General features: G+C 36.5%; 12 protein-coding genes and 1 pseudogene. 3 read left to right on the forward strand and 10 right to left on the reverse strand.

Going from position 1 to position 17,699, the window contains the following annotated elements:
• Positions 1 to 471 precede the first annotated feature (471 nt).
• The 6 genes and pseudogenes from SAGCYANO_RS16180 to SAGCYANO_RS16205 form a co-directional block, all read right to left on the reverse strand.
• The gene (locus tag SAGCYANO_RS16180; protein WP_202221069.1) at positions 472 to 837 is read right to left on the reverse strand and encodes a four helix bundle protein; all 366 of its coding nucleotides are present in this window, start codon (positions 835 to 837) and stop codon (positions 472 to 474) included.
• A 91-nt stretch (positions 838 to 928) separates the two neighbouring features.
• A complete protein-coding gene (locus SAGCYANO_RS50390) occupies positions 929 to 1,438 on the reverse strand; it encodes a hypothetical protein (RefSeq protein ID WP_375339951.1) in 510 nt (169 codons plus the stop codon).
• Positions 1,421 to 2,544, reverse strand: a pseudogene (locus SAGCYANO_RS50395) (AMP-binding protein); the annotation flags it as partial. The pseudogene SAGCYANO_RS50395 and the gene SAGCYANO_RS50390, both read right to left, overlap by 18 nt.
• Positions 2,545 to 2,700: 156 nt before the next feature.
• Complete coding sequence (locus SAGCYANO_RS16195) at positions 2,701 to 3,438, reverse strand: HEAT repeat domain-containing protein (RefSeq protein ID WP_202221031.1); 738 nt, start codon at positions 3,436 to 3,438, stop codon at positions 2,701 to 2,703.
• A 534-nt stretch (positions 3,439 to 3,972) separates the two neighbouring features.
• On the reverse strand, positions 3,973 to 5,142 hold the full coding sequence (locus SAGCYANO_RS16200; RefSeq protein ID WP_375339949.1) for an acetate kinase: 1,170 nt from the start codon (positions 5,140 to 5,142) through the stop codon (positions 3,973 to 3,975).
• Positions 5,143 to 6,170: 1,028 nt separating this feature from the next.
• Positions 6,171 to 6,809 carry a histidine phosphatase family protein gene (locus tag SAGCYANO_RS16205; protein ID WP_202221032.1) on the reverse strand — a complete coding sequence of 213 codons (639 nt, stop codon included), beginning with the start codon at positions 6,807 to 6,809 and terminating at the stop codon, positions 6,171 to 6,173.
• A 1,124-nt stretch (positions 6,810 to 7,933) separates the two neighbouring features.
• Here SAGCYANO_RS16205 and malQ point away from each other — a divergent pair.
• Together malQ and SAGCYANO_RS16215 are read left to right on the forward strand one after the other, a co-directional pair.
• A complete protein-coding gene (gene malQ / locus SAGCYANO_RS16210; protein WP_202221033.1) occupies positions 7,934 to 9,439 on the forward strand; it encodes a 4-alpha-glucanotransferase in 1,506 nt (501 codons plus the stop codon).
• Positions 9,440 to 10,893: 1,454 nt separating this feature from the next.
• Positions 10,894 to 12,450: a trypsin-like serine protease gene (locus SAGCYANO_RS16215; RefSeq protein ID WP_202221034.1), complete on the forward strand. Its 1,557-nt coding sequence runs from the start codon at positions 10,894 to 10,896 to the stop codon at positions 12,448 to 12,450.
• 767 nt (positions 12,451 to 13,217) lie between these two features.
• On the opposite strand, the gene SAGCYANO_RS47615 is transcribed toward SAGCYANO_RS16215, so the two are convergent.
• On the reverse strand, positions 13,218 to 13,346 hold the full coding sequence (locus SAGCYANO_RS47615) for a hypothetical protein (protein WP_255502437.1): 129 nt from the start codon (positions 13,344 to 13,346) through the stop codon (positions 13,218 to 13,220).
• 41 nt (positions 13,347 to 13,387) lie between these two features.
• Positions 13,388 to 13,645, reverse strand: a complete 258-nt coding sequence (locus SAGCYANO_RS16220) for a hypothetical protein (RefSeq protein WP_202218497.1) — start codon at positions 13,643 to 13,645, stop codon at positions 13,388 to 13,390.
• 76 nt (positions 13,646 to 13,721) lie between these two features.
• On the opposite strand from SAGCYANO_RS16220, the gene SAGCYANO_RS16225 reads away from it, so the two are divergent.
• Positions 13,722 to 15,167: an NF041680 family putative transposase gene (locus tag SAGCYANO_RS16225; protein ID WP_202218496.1), complete on the forward strand. Its 1,446-nt coding sequence runs from the start codon at positions 13,722 to 13,724 to the stop codon at positions 15,165 to 15,167.
• Positions 15,168 to 15,312: 145 nt separating this feature from the next.
• Here the strand turns inward: SAGCYANO_RS16225 and SAGCYANO_RS16230 are convergent, their stop codons facing one another.
• The gene (locus SAGCYANO_RS16230) at positions 15,313 to 15,627 is read right to left on the reverse strand and encodes a type II toxin-antitoxin system HigA family antitoxin (protein ID WP_237396226.1); all 315 of its coding nucleotides are present in this window, start codon (positions 15,625 to 15,627) and stop codon (positions 15,313 to 15,315) included.
• A gap of 493 nt (positions 15,628 to 16,120) precedes the next feature.
• Positions 16,121 to 17,290 carry a transaldolase gene (locus SAGCYANO_RS16235; protein ID WP_202221036.1) on the reverse strand — a complete coding sequence of 390 codons (1,170 nt, stop codon included), beginning with the start codon at positions 17,288 to 17,290 and terminating at the stop codon, positions 16,121 to 16,123.
• Between the last annotated feature and the right edge of the window lie 409 nt (positions 17,291 to 17,699).

Genomic DNA, 17,699 nt, shown 5'->3' on the forward strand with positions numbered 1-17,699 from the left:
GGTGGTCAGGGTAATAATACTATCAGTGGTGGTGAAGGTGGCGATCGCTTTGTCTTAACTGCTTTTGAAGGAGTTAATACCATAACTGACTTTGAGAATGAGGATACTTTAGCTTTAGTTGGCTTTAGTGTTGAAGAACATAGATTTGGATTCCCAATATTGGGGAAAATATAACAAATATTGTTTTCAATGGTGAAACGATAGCTATTCTCGAAAATACTCAAGTTATTGATACGAATGACTTAAACTTCATAGAATATCAATCCATTGAGGAATTTAGAATTTAGAATTTAGAATGCGCGAATTTAGAATTCATCATAGACATCTCCGGTAATAAAAAATCAAATCAACTAAGGAGGAATTTAGAATTTAGAATGCGCGAATTTAGAATTTAGAATTAATTTTGAGCTTTGGTATTTTTGAGAATGCAGGGCATTTCGCGTCGGGGTAATATCAAAATTATGCATTCTTTTAATTTTGAGCTTTGGTATTTTTAATAATTGCATGAAGAATAGAAATTAATTCATTAGATTCATTTAATAAAGGAAGTAATCTTTGTTCTAGTTCTTTTTCTGTTGCAATTAATATTTTTAACCAGTAATTGGTCTCTCTAGCTTCTTTGAGAGAAATATTCATTTTATGGATAAAATCGGCTTTACTTTCTGCGTTTTGTGCTTCCTCAATATTCGCGCCTATGCTTGTGCCAGAGCGTATTAATTGTTTACTCAAATCATAGCCTGTCCCACCATTTTCTCTCAAAAACTTGCAAAGCTTTACTATTCTGATGCTAAAATTTAAACTTCTATCTTGTATATTTTTTTTACCATATCCATATATAGGTTATATTTATTCTAAATTCTAAATTCTAAATTCTAAATTCTAAATTCTAAATTCTAAATTCTAAATTCTAAATTCTAAATTCTAAATTCTAGTGAATCCTTTTTTCATAACCGACCCACTCTTTTTCCCGCAACAAATATTTCTGCACCTTACCCGTAGCAGTTTTTGGCAACTCTATAAATTCAACCGCTTTCGGAATCTTAAAAACCGCTAAATGCTGACGACAAAAATCAATAATTTCCTGCACAGTTACACTAAAATCAGACTTGAGAGTCACAAAAGCTTTCGGCACCTCACCTCGTTTCGCATCTGGAATAGCTATCACCGCAACTTCTAAAACTGCCGGATGTTTATAAATAACCCTCTCCACCTCAATAGTCGAAATATTCGTGCCACTACTAATAATAATATCCTTAGCGCGATCGCGTAACTCAATATAACCATCAGGATACATCACTGCTAAATCTCCACTGTGAAACCAACCACCGCGAAACGCCCACTCAGTCGCATCTGGATCATTAAAATATCCCTGCATGACATTATTGCCACGCATCACAACTTCTCCCATAGTTTCTCCATCTGCGGGTACATCCTGCATATCTTTATCTACAACCCGCATCTGAGCAGCATGAATATAAGGCACTCCTTGTCGAGCTTTCAATTTTGCCCTTTCTGCCATTGGTAAATCATCCCAAGGTGCTTGCCATTCACAAACACTATGGGGCCCGTAAGTTTCTGTTAAACCATAAACATGAGTAATATCAACTCCCAACTCTTCCATTGTTTGAATAATAGTGGGGGAAGGTGGCGCTCCAGCAGTAGCAACTCGAAGAGTATGAGAAAGTTGTAATTTTTTGATGGCGCGGTCGTTAGCAAGAGCAATTAATATTGTAGGAGAACCACAGAAGTGAGTGACTCCCTCATCCATAATTAACGAAACTACAGTATTGGGGAAAAATTTCCGCATACAGATATGAGTACCACCCACAGCAACAACTCCCCAGGTAAAACACCAACCATTGCAGTGAAACATGGGTAACGTCCACAAATAAATGCTGCGATTATTCATTCCTAGTTCTAATGCTTCACCCAAAGCATTGAGATAAGATCCACGGTGGGTATATACTACTCCCTTTGGTTGACCGCTGGTGCCACTGGTATAGTTGATCGAAATTGGTTCGTTTTCGTCTGTTAGTGAGGATGGTAGAGGGTCTGAACTGCCTGTAGTTAAAAAGGTTTCATAATCTGTTCCTGGTAATTTTTCTCCTGTTATCTCTATTTGACTGTCTACTATATTGATAATTTCTTCTACAGTTTCCAAATCATCCCGCACTGATGCTACTAGGTGAGATAATTCTGTATCTACAAACAGTAGACGCGCTCCACAGTTATTCAGGATGTAGCAAATATCTTTAGCAGCTAATCGAATATTGATAGCGACTAAAACTCCTCCTGCTAGGGGAACGCCAAAATGTGCTTCTAACATTGGTGGAATATTCGGGCAAAGGAAAGCTACGCGATCGCCTTTTTGTAACCCCCAGTTTTTAGGGCATTTGCTAGTTGATTAACTCTAGTTGCAAATTCAGCATAAGTCCACCGTTGCTGACGGTAAACTATGGCATCTTTCTGATGAAATGCTGCGACACTACGTTCTAGGAAACTTTGGGGAGTGAGACATTGATAAGAAACTTTATGGTTTGACATTATTAGAATTTAGAATTTAGAATTTAGAATTTAGAATTCTGAATTTAGAATTCTGAATTCTGAATATATTAAAACCTAATATGGCTATGGCAAAATTATCAGAATTTAGAATAAATAGAATCTAATTCTAAATTCTCAAAAATTCTAAATTCTAATTTATAACCCCTCCATTGCCAAATCTTCAATAACTTGTAGACCCCTAGGGTCTCCTACTCGTAACAAAGATGATTTAGCATCTTCCCGCACTCCCATATCTCGATCCTCTTCTAACGCTTCAATTAAGGCATCAATGCCACCTGCATAAACCACATTAGAAGGTAATTCTCGACATAATTGACCAATGGCCCATGCACAATTACTTCTAACTGCTGGCATTGAGTCTCGTCGCAAACCTTCAATTAATGGTGGTATTGACCCTACTACCACTTCATAACTTACTTTGGCCATCTGACCAAGGGAACTTGCTGCCCACAGACGTACTGCAGAAATATCCGTTCTGAGGACATCAACTAAAGGCTCCAAAGCACGGCGATCGCGGCAATTTCCCAAGGCCCAAACCACTCCTTTACGGACATAGCCATTGAAGTCCCTATTCAATTGTGTAATTAGAGGTTCTACTGCATCTGGGCTAGGATTACGGCCCAAAGCATAAGCAGCACTCACTCGTATTAATGGACAATCATCTTCTAATAATTTAATTAATGGAATAATAGCCCGTTTTTCCTGGAGTTCACAGAAAGCTCGCGCTGCAATCATCCTTTGGGAGGGTTCTAAAGAAGTTAGCAATGGCAACATTTCCTCTGGATCTGGTTTTGGGGGTTCTTCTCCTAAATGATCTAAAGGACTTTCTGCCATTGGCTGAATATTTAGTTGATTGAGGTCTTCATTGTCCATAACAGTAATTTTACTGTATTGATGTACTTTATAATTTTTTACTTTCTTTTGTGAAATTGTATTATTACTATGACAAATTAATCAAAAATAAATTAACTATTTATCAAATTTTTAGTCCAAGTCTCACCTAAAAATTTGGGTAGTTACCGAAAAATTGTGGTATGAAGCCTCCCCTTTTAAGGGGATAAAAGCGGTCGTAGCGGAGCTTCCCGTAGGGTGGGATGGCGGACCGCGGAGCGGCTCTGATAAGAGCGGGTTTCCTCGCCATATCCATGAGACCAAGAGAAGAAAAAATTTCATGATTAGTCAATCAATTCCGTTTTAAAGGAGAGGTAATTCGCGCATTCGCGCATTCGCGCATTCTTGAAGTTTCCTCTTTCAAGAGGATAAAAAGCGGTTGTTTTGCTGGCGCACAACTCCGTTAACGCTGCGCAAACAGTTAGAGGTACTGATAACGCAGTTCCTCCGGAGGAGGCTAACTGATAACTGTTAACGCAGTTCCTCCGGAGGAGGCTAACTGATAACTGAAATGACCTAAGCTTGATTCATTTTCTGCCAACATTCACAAGCGATCGCCCAATCTTCTTCTGTATGTACTACCAATACTTGTACTTTTGAATCTGAAGTAGAAATCTCGGTATCCATCCCTGGTTTAATATTTTTTTCCTGGTCTATTTTTAATCCTAAAAATTCAAAATTTTCACAAGTTTTTTCTCTGACAATTGCTGAACGTTCTCCTATTCCAGCAGTAAATACTAAAACGTCTATACCACCAAGAGAAGGGAGCATTTTTCCAATACAACAACAAAGTTGATGAATATAAATATCGAATGCTAATTGGGCACGTTCATCTCCTTCTTGCATAGCTGTAGTGATATAACGCATATCTCCAGATTTTCCAGATATTCCTTTTAACCCTGATTCTTTGTTGAGAATTCTATTGAGTTTTTCCGCATCAAGACCATGTTCTCGCATCAAATAAATGAGAATTGCTGGGTCAATTGAGCCACTACGAGTTCCCATCATTAATCCTTCTAATGGAGTAAATCCCATAGTAGTATTAATACTAATTCCATTACGAACTGCTGCTAAAGAAGCTCCATTACCTAAATGACAAGTAATTATCCGCAAAGATTCTAGTGGTTTTCCTAATATTTTTGCTGTTTTTTGAGCACAATATTTATGACTTGTTCCATGAAATCCATAGCGTCTAATTCCTTTTTCAAACCATTCATAAGGAATGGGATAAACAGCAGCTCTTTTTGGCATTTTGCTATGAAATGCTGTATCAAATACTGCTATTTGAATCACATTTCCTAATGTTTTTTCAATAGCTTCAATTCCTTCTAAATGATTCGGATTATGAGTAGGTGCTAAAGGGATAAGATTTTTGATTGTTGCCTTGACTTTATCTGTAATTAATGTTGCTTCTGAATAATCTGAACCGCCATGAACTACTCGATGACCAACTACATCTATATCGGAAAGTTTTTCTATAACTTTAGTTTCTCCTTGACTAAGAGTTTCTAACATTTTAGCAATGCTTTCTAGGCGTTTTCCTGGGTTAAGTTTTACCTTCTTTTCCACTCCATTTGCTGCTATTTCCATCAGACCATAATTATCATTAGCAGTCCAGTCAATTGCTGCTTCCCAAATTGGTTTTGGTGGATTTTCTGGTAAGTTTTCCCCAGCAATTTCATACAAGCAACTTTTTGAGAACTAGAACCTGCGTTTAAAACTAAAATTTTCATAGTTAATAATTATTTCTATTGTTTAAAAAGCTTTCAGCAGTGCAGCAGTTCAGCGGTCAGCTTTGCGCGGAAAGCGGAGCATTCCGGAACAGAAAAGGGATGAGCAACCCAAGCTTTTCCTGACGGACTGATCCGCAAACAAATATCTAATTATATGCACAAATTTTTAGGCTGATAGCTGTTTGCGTAGCATCCCGTAGGGAAGCGCTAATAGCTGATAGCTAGTTCAATTATACTTTTTGGTAATAGTATACAATTCATTAATTGATAATTGATAATTGATAATTGATAATTACCTCTGGTTTTAACCGTTACGGAATTGAATATAAGTAAATATTATTTCTTCTCTTGGTCGATGGGATATAGCGAGGAGACCCGAAGAGTGACAGAGCCGCTCCGAATATCGCCATCCCACCCTACGGGAAGCTCCGCTACGACCGCTGTCTTGGTCGATTGGATATGGCGAGGTCCCCTCGCCATCCCATCCTACGGACTGCTCCGCAAACGACCGCTTTTTCCCCTTAAAAGGGAGGCTTTAAGACGCAGAATTATTTAATTATTAATTATTAATAATTCGGTAATGATATTCCCTCATAAAAGTTAATTAGTTTATCTATATTTTTCCTGGAAAGAGATAGTCCTGTATATGTACTAATAAAATTATGGTGAAGCGCTCGCCTACCAAATAAATTTTTAATTTTCAAGTAGACATAAGTGCAATATTTCAGAGATTAATGTCATTTCAGTTATCAGTTAGCCTCCTCCGGAGAAACTGCGCCCTTCAGTACCTCTGCCTGTTTGCGCAGCATTCCGCAGGAAAGCATCGGGATTGAAATATTGAATTTTATTTTATTTTATCCCCTTGAAAAGGGAGGCTTGAGACCTGATTTTTTGGTCAGAAATTGATGGCTTATATCAAGATATCACTACATATAAAGAACCACCTAATTATTAATTATTAATTATTAATTATTAATTATTTTAAGTACCTTGTAAAGACCGTAATTTTTCGTCCAGATAACAACGGTCTGATAAACAATGTAGCAGTGGACCATGATGACCCATTTCTATAATACTGACTCCACCAACCAACATCGCAATGCGATCGCGATACCTGCCAATATCAATTCCTAATAAATCACAAAGCATAATTCTAATAGTTGCTTTATGAGATACAACTAATACATTACCAGTTTCATATTTATCTTGAATTTCTTGAATTACCTGAGAAGAGCGACGAGCAATATCTATACCTTTTTCTCCACCAGTAGGTGAATTCCAACCAGGATCTGTTAACCAACGAACATATTCATCATGATAGTCGCGATTAACTGTTTCAGGAGTTTCTCCTTCCCATTTTCCGTAAGCAATTTCTTTCAAACCATCCCGTATTTGCATTTCTAATCCTACTGCATCACACAAAGGTTTTGCAGTAGCAATTGTTCTTTTCATCGGGCTAACATAGGCGGCAGTCCAATTTAATGAGCTATGAGTTTTAGCAAATTGTTCTGCCATTTCTAACCCTTCTGGAGTCAATTCTGGGTCTAAAATTCCACAGTAACCGCCAGTTTTACTGTATGTAGTTTCTCCATGTCGGATAAAATATAACTTCAAATTCATGGACTATATTCCTAATAATTTTTATTTGATATCCTAGCACTTTTACTAATTAAAAGTTAACAGTCAAAAGTTAGATAAATTAAGTAGTTAAAACCTGGTTAAAAATAGGTTAATTTTCGATAAAAATAATTATTATTTTTAAAAAGTTAATTTAAAATACTCTAAATATAAATATTCTATTTCTTAATTGAATGAAGTATAAAGTTGAAAATTTTAGGCAACAAAAAATCTGGGAGTATAATGTACCTCTGTGAAAATTAGAAGTCATATCTTGAATAGTTGAAATAATTAATAACCCTTTGAGGATTCTAAACTAATTATAAAATCTATAAATTTAGCCCCATAGATGGTAATTTGAAATTTCGTATCTGGTCACTTCAGTTATCAGTTAGCCTCCTATGGTCGGAGCTACCCTAACAGGTATCAGTTATCAGTACCCCTAGCTGTTTGCGCAGCATAACCTAGGAAAGCAAAGTGAATTGAAATCTGAATTATTCTCTTTATTTTATCCCCTTAAAAGAGGAGGCTTTAGACCATAATTTTTCGGTAATATCTTACAAAGCAGAAAGTCACAGAAATTATAGTGTAGAAACTATTAATTTATCTAACTTTTGACTTTTGACTTTTGACTTATAAATATGGTAATTTGAAATTTCGTATCTAGTAATATCTTACAAAGCAGAAAGTCACAGAAATTATAGTGTAGAAACTATTAATTTATCTAACTTTTGACTTTTGACTTTTGACTTATAAATATGGTAATTTGAAATTTCGTATCTAGTAATATCTTACAAAGCAGAAAGTCACAGAAATTATAGTGTAGAAACTATTAATTTATCTAACTTTTGACTTTTGACTTTTGACTTATAAATATGGTAATTTGAAATTTCGTATCTAGTAATATCTTACAAAGCAGAAAGTCACAGAAATTATAGTGTAGAAACTATTAATTTATCTAACTTTTGACTTTTGACTTTTGACTTATAAATATGGTAATTTGAAATTTCGTATCTAGTAATATCTTACAAAGCAGAAAGTCACAGAAATTATAGTGTAGAAACTATTAATTTATCTAACTTTTGACTTTTGACTTTTGACTTTTTGACTTATAAATTATAAATACTATGACTTTTGAACGTGCAAGTGGCATCATACTACACCCTACCAGTTTACCCAGTAGATTCGGCATCGGGGATCTAGGCAAATCAGCTTATGAGTTTATTGATTTTCTGGCCAGAAGTGGGCAAAAAATCTGGCAAGTATTACCTCTAGGCCCAACAGGTTATGAACATTCACCCTATACCATGAATTTCAGCGCCTTTGCAGGAAATCCTTTGTTAATTAGTCTAGATATATTAGCAGAGAAAGGACTATTAAATCCTGATGAACTTATACCTCTACCTTCAGAAGGAGACCCAGCATACGCCAGAGTCAACTTTGCAGAAGTTATTCCCCACAAAACTAAATATTTACAGCAAGCTTACAACCGCTTTAAACAAGCCATTCCACCAGAATACGAAATTTTTTCCCAACAACAATCATATTGGTTGGATGACTATGCTTTATTTATGGCTTTGCATGAGGCTAACCCAGATAAAACATGGAATCAATGGGAACCAGGTTTAGCCCGTCGAGAATCAGGTGCAGTAAAAATAGCAACTGAAATATTGCACGATAGTATCCAATATCATAAATTCTTGCAATTTCAGTTTTTTGAACAATGGACAAAAGTCCGCAGATATTGTAACGGAAAAAATATCAAAATTATTGGCGACGTTTCGATTTATGTTTGTCATCATAGTGCAGAGGTTTGGAGTCACCCAGAAAACTTTGACCTCAACCCAGAAACTTTAGAACCTGCATGGAAAGCAGGAGTACCACCAGACTATTTTAGTGCAACTGGGCAGTTATGGGGAAATCCTGTCTATAATTGGGAAAACTTAATTAATACTAACTTTGCTTGGTGGATCGAAAGATTTAGAGCAACTCTACAATATGTAGATATCGTGCGCATCGATCATTTCCGTGGTTTTGAAGCTTTCTGGCGAGTACCTGCAGGGGAAGATAATGCTATTAATGGCGAATGGGTAAAAGCACCTGGATATAAATTATTTTCCAAATTACAGGAAGCTCTAGGAACTCTACCTATCTTGGCAGAAGACTTGGGAATTATTACTCCAGAAGTAGAAGCAATGCGCGATCGCTTTGAATTTCCGGGAATGCGAATATTATTGTTTGCTTTTGACAGTGAGGCAGATCATCCCTACTTACCTCATAGTTATATTAATAACTGCATAGTCTACACGGGTACTCACGATAACGATACTACCGTCGGTTGGTGGTTACAAGCTCCTCAGCAAGTAAAACAGCACGTTGCTCAATATTTGGGTTATGCTAGTGATGGTGATATCCATGAAATCAGTTGGTCGCTAATGCGTTTAGCTTCTGCTTCCGTTGCTGACATGGCAATATTCCCTCTCCAAGATATTCTTTCCTTAGATAACGGGGCTCGTATGAATGACCCTAGTGTTACTCCTGGCAACTGGCGTTGGCGTTACACTGCTTCAGAGCTTTTGAGTCCAGAATTGAGCGATCGCTTACTAAAACTTACTCAACTTTACAACCGATAATTTATGGATAAAACAGTATAATACGTTACTTTTGTTTGACTAACTAGATGTAAAAAACAGAAAAAAAAGATTATCAGGACTTACGCAAAATATCAAATTATACACCATCTGTAGGGGCGTCATTCGTCAGCTATGGGTCAGCAAACGGCCGTTTGCTTGCGCATAGCTCCGAATGGCGCCCCTACTCCTGACTCCTGACTCCTGACTCCTGACTCCTGACTCCTGACTCCTCTCTCGTTATTTATAACTATTCAAGCGGACATAATATTAAATATTTGCACTTTTTTCGCGACCAAAATGCGCTCAACTTTTATATATCAGTGTTTTTAGATTAGATTCGCACTTTTGCAAACCTTACTTATCCCACACTTTACGCTCTGCACAACCAGAATTTTTTTGCCCAACTCTCGCCCAAAATATGCTCCATGCATAAGCATGAAGAGCTGAAAACCAGGTACAATTTCTAGACCTAAAAAGTCTAAAACCTTTACCTGTAAATGCTTTGAGATTTATTCAGCAAGTCCTAATTATTAATTATTAATTATTAATTATTAATTATTGAACCTACCTTTACAGAGAATGTCAATGGGGTTGGTGGCATGAAAATGCCCATCGACCCCATTCTCAGTTTCGATGACTACTGACTACTAATTACTGACTACTGACTAACTATTCAAAAATTTTTCTCAGCCAAAAGTATGATTTTTTTCTGCTTGATTGTATCAAATCCTTTTAATTGGACATCAAAAAAATCTCTAATTGTCATAACTACTAAATCTTTGTGATTCTCTCTCCTCCTGTACTTCGCTAATCCGACGGCTCCCCTACCTAACTCCTCCTAACTTAACCGATCTATAACCATTTAACCGGATTTTATATTAATTACCAATATTAACAGGCACATTTCAGCATCATATAAAATACCCTAGTCTTCCGTAGATACACAGAGGGTGCTATATATAGTCAAGCTTGGTGTTAAAATTACCCAGACCAGTTATAGCAATTTTAATTTAGATAAAGGAAAGAGACCTGAGAAGTATATTTCAGAGGGCATAGAGCAGAAATCATTTGCTTCACTTAACTGAAAAGCCCTATAAACTTATATAAAGTTTTTATGAAGCTTATATAAAGTTTTTATGAAGAATTTTGATTCTTTTCTCCTCTGTATATTCTCAATTTTATTAAAATTATAATCTTCAGTTTTTTATACATTTTAACAATAATATAAAATTCATTACCTGGCTTCTATTAAAATTGCTATACTGTAAGGAAAAATCAAGGGGTCAGACAAAATTAGTCTCATCCCCATGTCATTCATCATTCAGAGGAATTAGGCAATGCATCTTTATCTATCAAAAAATGACAAACTAAAAGCAAGATCCAACCATTCCATACTCAAATCTTTTAAAGCGAAAAAAATTAGCAAAATAGGGCTTAGTTGTGTACTAGGTTTAGTGGCTAGTCAGAGTATTCAAACATCAGTACGAAGCATAGTAATAAATGATACAGCAACAGAGCAAACTGCTATAGAGATAGGTTCTCCTTTGACTGCTGTCACTGACATTTTATTTTTCGATGAAGATGAAGATGGTTTTGTTAGTAAGTGTACTGGTTCGCTGATTGCAGAAAATTATATACTCACAGCCCAACATTGTTTTGATCCTCTATCTGGAGAAGTTTCTCCTGAAGATTTGACTGTTAGATTTCGGGATGAAAACAACGCTTTCTTGGAAGATATTGCAGTGAGTGAAATTTCATTCTTGGATGAAACTTTCAATCTATATGATGGTACAGATATTGCTTTTCTTAAACTTGCTGAAGATGCTCCAGAATCAATTGATCCTTTAAAATTATTTGGTGGAGACCCCGATGAACTTATTGGAAGTAATGCAACTCTAGTTGGTTTTGGTTTAAGGGGTTTAGGTAGCGAGGGTGTTGATGAGGAACTCATAGAATCTGAATTTGATCAGAATGGGTTGCGTTGGGGTGCTGAAAATACCATTGATGTTGTTGATGGTGTTTTCGATCCAGACCTTAGTGTCCTCTTTGACTCAAATATTATTGAACTTGACTTTGATGATGACAATTCATCTACTAACACTCTGGTTAGTCTCGGTAGTAGTCCCGTTCCTCTAGAAAATGAGGGGAGTGGCGCTGTTGGCGATAGTGGTGGTCCTCTTCTAGTAGAAAAAAACGACGAGTTATTAATTGTTGGGGTTCTTACTGGTGGATTATTTCCTACCTCTGAATTTGGTAATATATTTGATTATACTGGAGTCTCAAAATACCGCGATGCCATAGAAAAACTTGGCGGTCAATTTGTAGGTGATTTTGTGATGGAGGAACCTGAAGCTACAGATGATATTCAGAATGGTAGTTTTGAAGAAGGTTTAAGTGGTTGGAGTATCATAGGAGCTGCGGGTTCACCAACTGATCTTGGTACGCCAACGTCAGACGGTGAATCTGATGCCTTAATTTATAACGATCTAATTGCTGTAAGTGACTATGAAATAGAAGAATTTTTAGGATTAACAGCAGGAAGTTTAGAAAATTTATCAGGTCGTTTCCCTTTTGAAGGTTCTGCTATCAAGCAAACTTTTACAGCAAATGCTGGAGATATGGTCTCATTTGATTTTAATTTTTTGACAGATGAATTGGCAGCCGAAGATTTCGGTGAAGAAATGTTCAATGACTTTTCTTTTGTCTCTCTTTCTGGTGCAGATACCTATTTAGATTTATTAGCTGATACTTCCTCTGATTTTGTTCCTTCTGATACTTACTTCTTTAACGAAACAGGATATCAAAGTTTTTATTATGAGATTCGTGAGACTGGAACTTATACTCTTGGGTTTGGTGTTGCGGATGCAGAAGAATTTACTGGGTTTTCTGGACTTTTAGTTGATAATGTGGCGCTTGTTTCCACACCAGAACCCACTACAACAATAGGATTATTTGCTACTGTTTTTGGAGCATTTTCTTTGCTCAAGCGTAAAAGAAAGCAATTTCAATAATGGATAATGGATAATTGATAATTACCTTTCCCTAAAAGGAAGAGCATTGAATAAAAGGAAAATTTTTTCTTGTTTCTCTACGGCGAGTGAGAGGATTTTTACCTTAATTATTCGGTAATGTCAATTAGTTGTTGGCTTTTTACTTTCTCTGAAAATCTCTCAGCTTTCAAAACTGCTTAATTTATTTAACTTCTAGATGCCAGTGCTATATTTCCAGGTATTGGAACTAATATTTATCCCTACTCTTAAGATTAGTTTGAGTAGGGATAATTTTTTCAATTACGGAACAGAGAATAGGGAACATCCCTAGAAGGGTTTTGATATCAAATCTGTTTAATAAGGCAGAAGGCAGCTATATTTAGGGTTTGCGCTCAAAAGTCTTATGGGTGAGGGTAGGAGACAGGAGACAACCCACCCCTCGCCCCTCCCCTCCCAACCCACCCCTCGCCCCTCCCAGGAGGGGAGGAAGACAGGAGACAGGAGAAATGGGAATTATAGAGGAGGTAGTCGGGAAAATTGTCCTTTGATTTGTCTGCCATAATCCTCCCAAAATACTAGCATGCATGAGCTTTTTCCACTGAAAAGCTGACACTTTTTTAGAGCAAAAAATGCTACAACCAATATCAATCAATGCTTTGAGATTTAATCAGCAAGCCCTATTTATTGGACTTTGGACAAAAAAAAGTAGTTAGCGTAATAGTTACACTAACTACCAAAATTAAGGTTTAAAGACCGAATTCATACTGGAATTATCTTTGTTTTTGACATTATTTATCATCCCGAAGATCATAGGATGGGTCTGGTTCAATTTCTCCACCAAAACAAATATCTAAATAACTTTCTTGAAGGGAATGAACAACTCTCTCCAACTCATCAATAAGATTCCTTCGACTCATTTTTTCAACTGCATCAATATGAGCTTCACTACCCGCTTTGCCTAAATATTTATATTTAGTTTTTTCTGACTATCAGTAGCCATAGGAAAAATCGGTGAAGCAGATTGTAATTTATAATAATAGTAAAGTTTCTGATTTCTATTGACTTGATAACGGATGATATGAACTTCACGAGGAATCACCTCTCCTTCTCGTTCAATTTTCTTAATTTTCTGCTTCATCTGACGGATTAAACCCTGAATTTGTTTCCCTCTAATGGCTGCAGGTTGAGTGGTTTGCTTGGATTTCGGTGTAGACATGAGACTGAATAGTTAAGAAAGGATTTATGTTGGCGTAAAATATACACTAACATTCAGAGGTGTATTATTCACAACCATGGAAAATCAAGAAAACAGTCAATCAATCAAGGAGTTCTTATCCTGGAGGCAAAACCTTTATCATGGAGTTAATGCAAGAATTGAAACTATTATAGAATTAGTAGATGCCCTTTCATCAAACTCCATCGCAAGTTCGGTAGTAGAATTGTCTGAACATCCTTTATTTCGACGAAATTATAACAGTTTATATAAAGGAATTCAAGAATTTTTACCTGATAAAAATGATGATAATTACTCACAACAAGTTAATTACTTATTAGAGGCTGCGTCTCAAACAATTCCTACTCCAGTTTCCCGACATTTTCATTTATTTGGAATTGATACAACTCCTTGTCCACGTCCTTTTTCAGCTACATTGGCCGACAAAACTTTTATCAATTATCCCAATCCAATTAAAGGAAATAAACCCATTAGTATTGGCCATTATTATTCAGTTATATGCGCTTTACCAGAGAGAATAGCAACAGGTAATGTACCTTGGGCTGTTCCCTTATTAGGAGAAAGGGTTCCCTCGTCAGAAAAGGCTACTAACATTGGTAATAAACAACTGGAAAAAATCTTTAAAACTGCTTCTTTCTCTGGAGAGAAGTTATCAGTTTTAGTTGCTGACAGTTTCTACAGCCAAAGAAATTTTATTGGAGAACAAGTCAAGCATAAAAACTTAATTACCGTGACACGAGTGAGAAGCAATCGAGTCTTTTACCGTCAATTTATCAGGAAAGAACACCAAGCAATTACTTCAGGACATCCCCGTTGGTATGGAGATAAATTTGACCTGAAAGATGAGAATACTTGGCATGAACCTACGGAGGTTAGTCAATCCATTTTTACTACTAGAAAAGGTCGTCAATTGACAGTAACAATTTCGGGTTGGAACCAGATGTTAATGAAAGGAACTCAGAACTATAAAATGAATCGTTATCCTTTTACTTTACTACAAATTAATATTACTGATGAAGTAGGTAATCAGATTGGGAAACCGATGTGGTTAATTGTTATTGGTTCTCGACGTCAAGAGTTAAGTTTGATTGATTGCTATGAATCTTATCGGCAACGTTATGACATAGAACATCTGTTCCGATTTGGTAAACAAAGATTATTAATGACAGCTTATTCAACCCCTGATGTTGAACATGAAGAAAATTGGTTCAAATTAACATTAATTGCTTATGTTAATTTATGGGCTGCTAGGAATTTAGCCATTGTTTTACCCCGTCCTTGGGAACATTATTTGAAGACTAATAAATCAGTTAAAATCACTCCCAGTTTAGTTCAAAGAGATTTTTATCGAATAATTTCGACTTTGGGTACAATGACGACATCTCCTAAACGTCGAGGTTATTCTACCGGACGGATTAAAGGATATAAAACAACACCACGAACTCGTCATCAAGTTATCATCAAAGGCAAAAAAAAATCCAAAAAACAACGAAAAGTTTCTTAGTAGTGGGCGACAACTCTTAATTATTGCCATTTTTCAGTGATTAAATTCACTGGAGACAGAGAAATATTTCTCTAATATAGTTAGCGTAAATATTACGCTAACTGTTTTCTTTTTGTCCAAAGTCCAATATTTAGCCATACCCCTATTATCGCCCAAACAAACTAGAATCAACCTTAAAAAAATTTCCCAAAGTTTCAGGCAACTCATCGCTAATCTCACCCTTACCATTAACCAACTCAAGCACAACATTCGACGAACCAACAACCTCTACCAAATCTTCTGGTTGTACTTTCTGCTGTTCCATTAAAAACAGTAACATCGAATCAGGTGTCGATGTTGCACCAGGACGATAAAAATCGCTCTCAAATTTTTCAATTAAAACAATCAATAACTCATAGAGATCCTCCTCTTCAGGAGTGCGATTTTGAATGTGCATCAACTCCTCTATAACAGCCAGCATTCGTTCGTTTTCATCCTCTGTTTTAATTAGCTTAGGCTGGTATTTTACTAATAAATCGCTATATTTTTGCGAGCTAAAAGTAAGGGTCACTTTTCCAAGACTCCTGATCGTATTCTGCAAAAACAGAAAAATAACAACCTTTTTTACTCTTTTTTTTCAGGCGATTAAAATCGCCTGTTCGCTTTTCATCCACGCACTAAGAAGTAAGAAGTAAATTATAGTGGTCAATAGGAGTCAAGGATTCAGTAAGTATTTATGCTTAAAATTTCACTGAGAATTTGACTCCTAATCAAGGTAAATGAGGAAGTAGGGAGTAGGGAAAAAAAGATTAATCTTAAAACTGTACCTCATTATCCTAAAAAGTGCTGTAAGTCCCGTTAGAATGGGAGCAAGATGCTCCCACTGTCTATACCATTACAATATTAATCCCCACTCCAAATTAATGTTCAGAGTAGGGATAATTTTGTCTAAGAACTAGGCTTTAATTTAACAACTAAACCTTAGCTAATTGGAACACAGCTCCTAACCCAGATGCCATTTCTTCTGGAGAAATTTTACCATCCTGATTGATATCTAGAGCATCAAATACAGCATCAGTTCCTGCCCACTCTTCACGAGTGATGAAACCATCACCATCTAGGTCATAGATATGGAAAATATCTTCTGCTGCATGAGTGACTCCCTCTAGACGAGTCAAGCGTTCTGCCAACAGATTTTCCAATGATTCTAATGCTTTGGAGAAACCTTTAATACCTTCATCTAGTTTCTGAGATGCCATGCGGTTTTCAGCGTGCATCTTATCAAATGTCTCTTTGTCTAAGGCAATTTTTTCTGCATCAGACTGAGCCGCTTTCTCAACAGAAAGTTTCGTTGGTAGATCCCCTGTAGTTGATTCTAGCTCACTTAATAAACCAGGTGAAATAGTCAACAAGTCGCAACCTGCTAATTCTGTGATTTCACCAATGTTGCGGAAGCTAGCTCCCATGACTTCAGTCTTGTAACCAAATTTCTTGTAGTAATTGTAGACTTGAGTCACAGATAATACACCGGGGTCTTCCGCAGGAGGATAAGAGTCTCGCCCAGTTTCTTTTTTGTACCAGTCTAATATTCTACCTACAAAAGGAGAAATTAGAGTTGCTCCTGCTTCAGCACAGGCGATCGCCTGATGCAGACCAAATAGTAGAGTTAAGTTGCAGTGAATACCCTCTTTTTCTAATACTTCGGCGGCTTTGATACCTTCCCAGGTAGAAGCAATTTTAATCAAGATGCGATCGCGTGAGACTCCTGCTGCTTCATACTGAGCGATTAAATCTCGTCCTTGGGCTATAGTTGATTCTGTATCGTAGGATAGTCGTGCGTCAACTTCTGTAGATACTCGCCCTGGAATAATCTGTAAAATCTTGAGTCCAAAAGCAACTGCCAGTCTCTTAAATGCTAAATTTGCTACGTCAGAAGGAGTAGCATCTGTTCCCAACTCTTCCCTTGCTTTTTTTAAGGTTTCATCCACAATTTCCTGATACTGTGGCATCTGAGCTGCAGCAGTAATTAATGAGGGATTAGTCGTAGCATCCCGTGGTTGAAATTTTTCGATTGCTTGAATATCGCCTGTATCAGCAACAACGATGGTTACTTCTCGTAATTGTTCGAGTAAATTCTTAGCCATTTATTTCTCCTTTTCAGAATAAGTTGCTTACTTATGGTTTAGTCGATAATTTCCTAGTATTCAATATACTTTGAGATATTAGGACAAAGCTATTTGCACTAATTTTCTACTGTATTTCCATACAAATCTTCATCCAATTCCATTTCTGATACCATACTTTGAGCATTAACTCATCTATCTGCAGCCGAAAGAACGTCATTCAGATAACCCAAAAAAAGACATTTTTTTAGTAACTATTTTCATTTATTGAGTTAGTTCTCTTTCTTCTTCAGTATTATCTGAAGTTCCTAGTTTACCTAATAATTTATCCCTACATTACTTCATAATAAGCTTGATAATTTCTCAAGTATTCATGCAGTTTAGTTACCAGTTTGGAGACTGAGTAATCGCCAATGTCTAATTGTGGTTT

The organism is Okeania sp. KiyG1, from assembly GCF_014132355.1.
Taxonomy (GTDB): Bacteria; Cyanobacteriota; Cyanobacteriia; order Cyanobacteriales; family Microcoleaceae; genus Okeania.

Excerpts from the sequence above, each read along its gene's own strand:
- SAGCYANO_RS16230 (WP_237396226.1), bottom strand. The coding sequence starts at position 15,627 with ATGCTGGCTGTTATAGAGGAGTTGATGCACATTCAAAATCGCACTCCT.
- SAGCYANO_RS16195 (WP_202221031.1), bottom strand. The coding sequence starts at position 3,438 with ATGGACAATGAAGACCTCAATCAACTAAATATTCAGCCAATGGCAGAA.
- malQ (WP_202221033.1), top strand. The coding sequence starts at position 7,934 with ATGACTTTTGAACGTGCAAGTGGCATCATACTACACCCTACCAGTTTA.
- SAGCYANO_RS47615 (WP_255502437.1), bottom strand. The coding sequence starts at position 13,346 with ATGAGTCGAAGGAATCTTATTGATGAGTTGGAGAGAGTTGTTCATTCC.
- SAGCYANO_RS50390 (WP_375339951.1), bottom strand. The coding sequence starts at position 1,438 with ATGCAGGATGTACCCGCAGATGGAGAAACTATGGGAGAAGTTGTGATG.
- SAGCYANO_RS16225 (WP_202218496.1), top strand. The coding sequence starts at position 13,722 with ATGGAAAATCAAGAAAACAGTCAATCAATCAAGGAGTTCTTATCCTGG.
- SAGCYANO_RS16220 (WP_202218497.1), bottom strand. The coding sequence starts at position 13,645 with ATGTCTACACCGAAATCCAAGCAAACCACTCAACCTGCAGCCATTAGA.
- SAGCYANO_RS16235 (WP_202221036.1), bottom strand. The coding sequence starts at position 17,290 with ATGGCTAAGAATTTACTCGAACAATTACGAGAAGTAACCATCGTTGTT.
- SAGCYANO_RS16205 (WP_202221032.1), bottom strand. The coding sequence starts at position 6,809 with ATGAATTTGAAGTTATATTTTATCCGACATGGAGAAACTACATACAGT.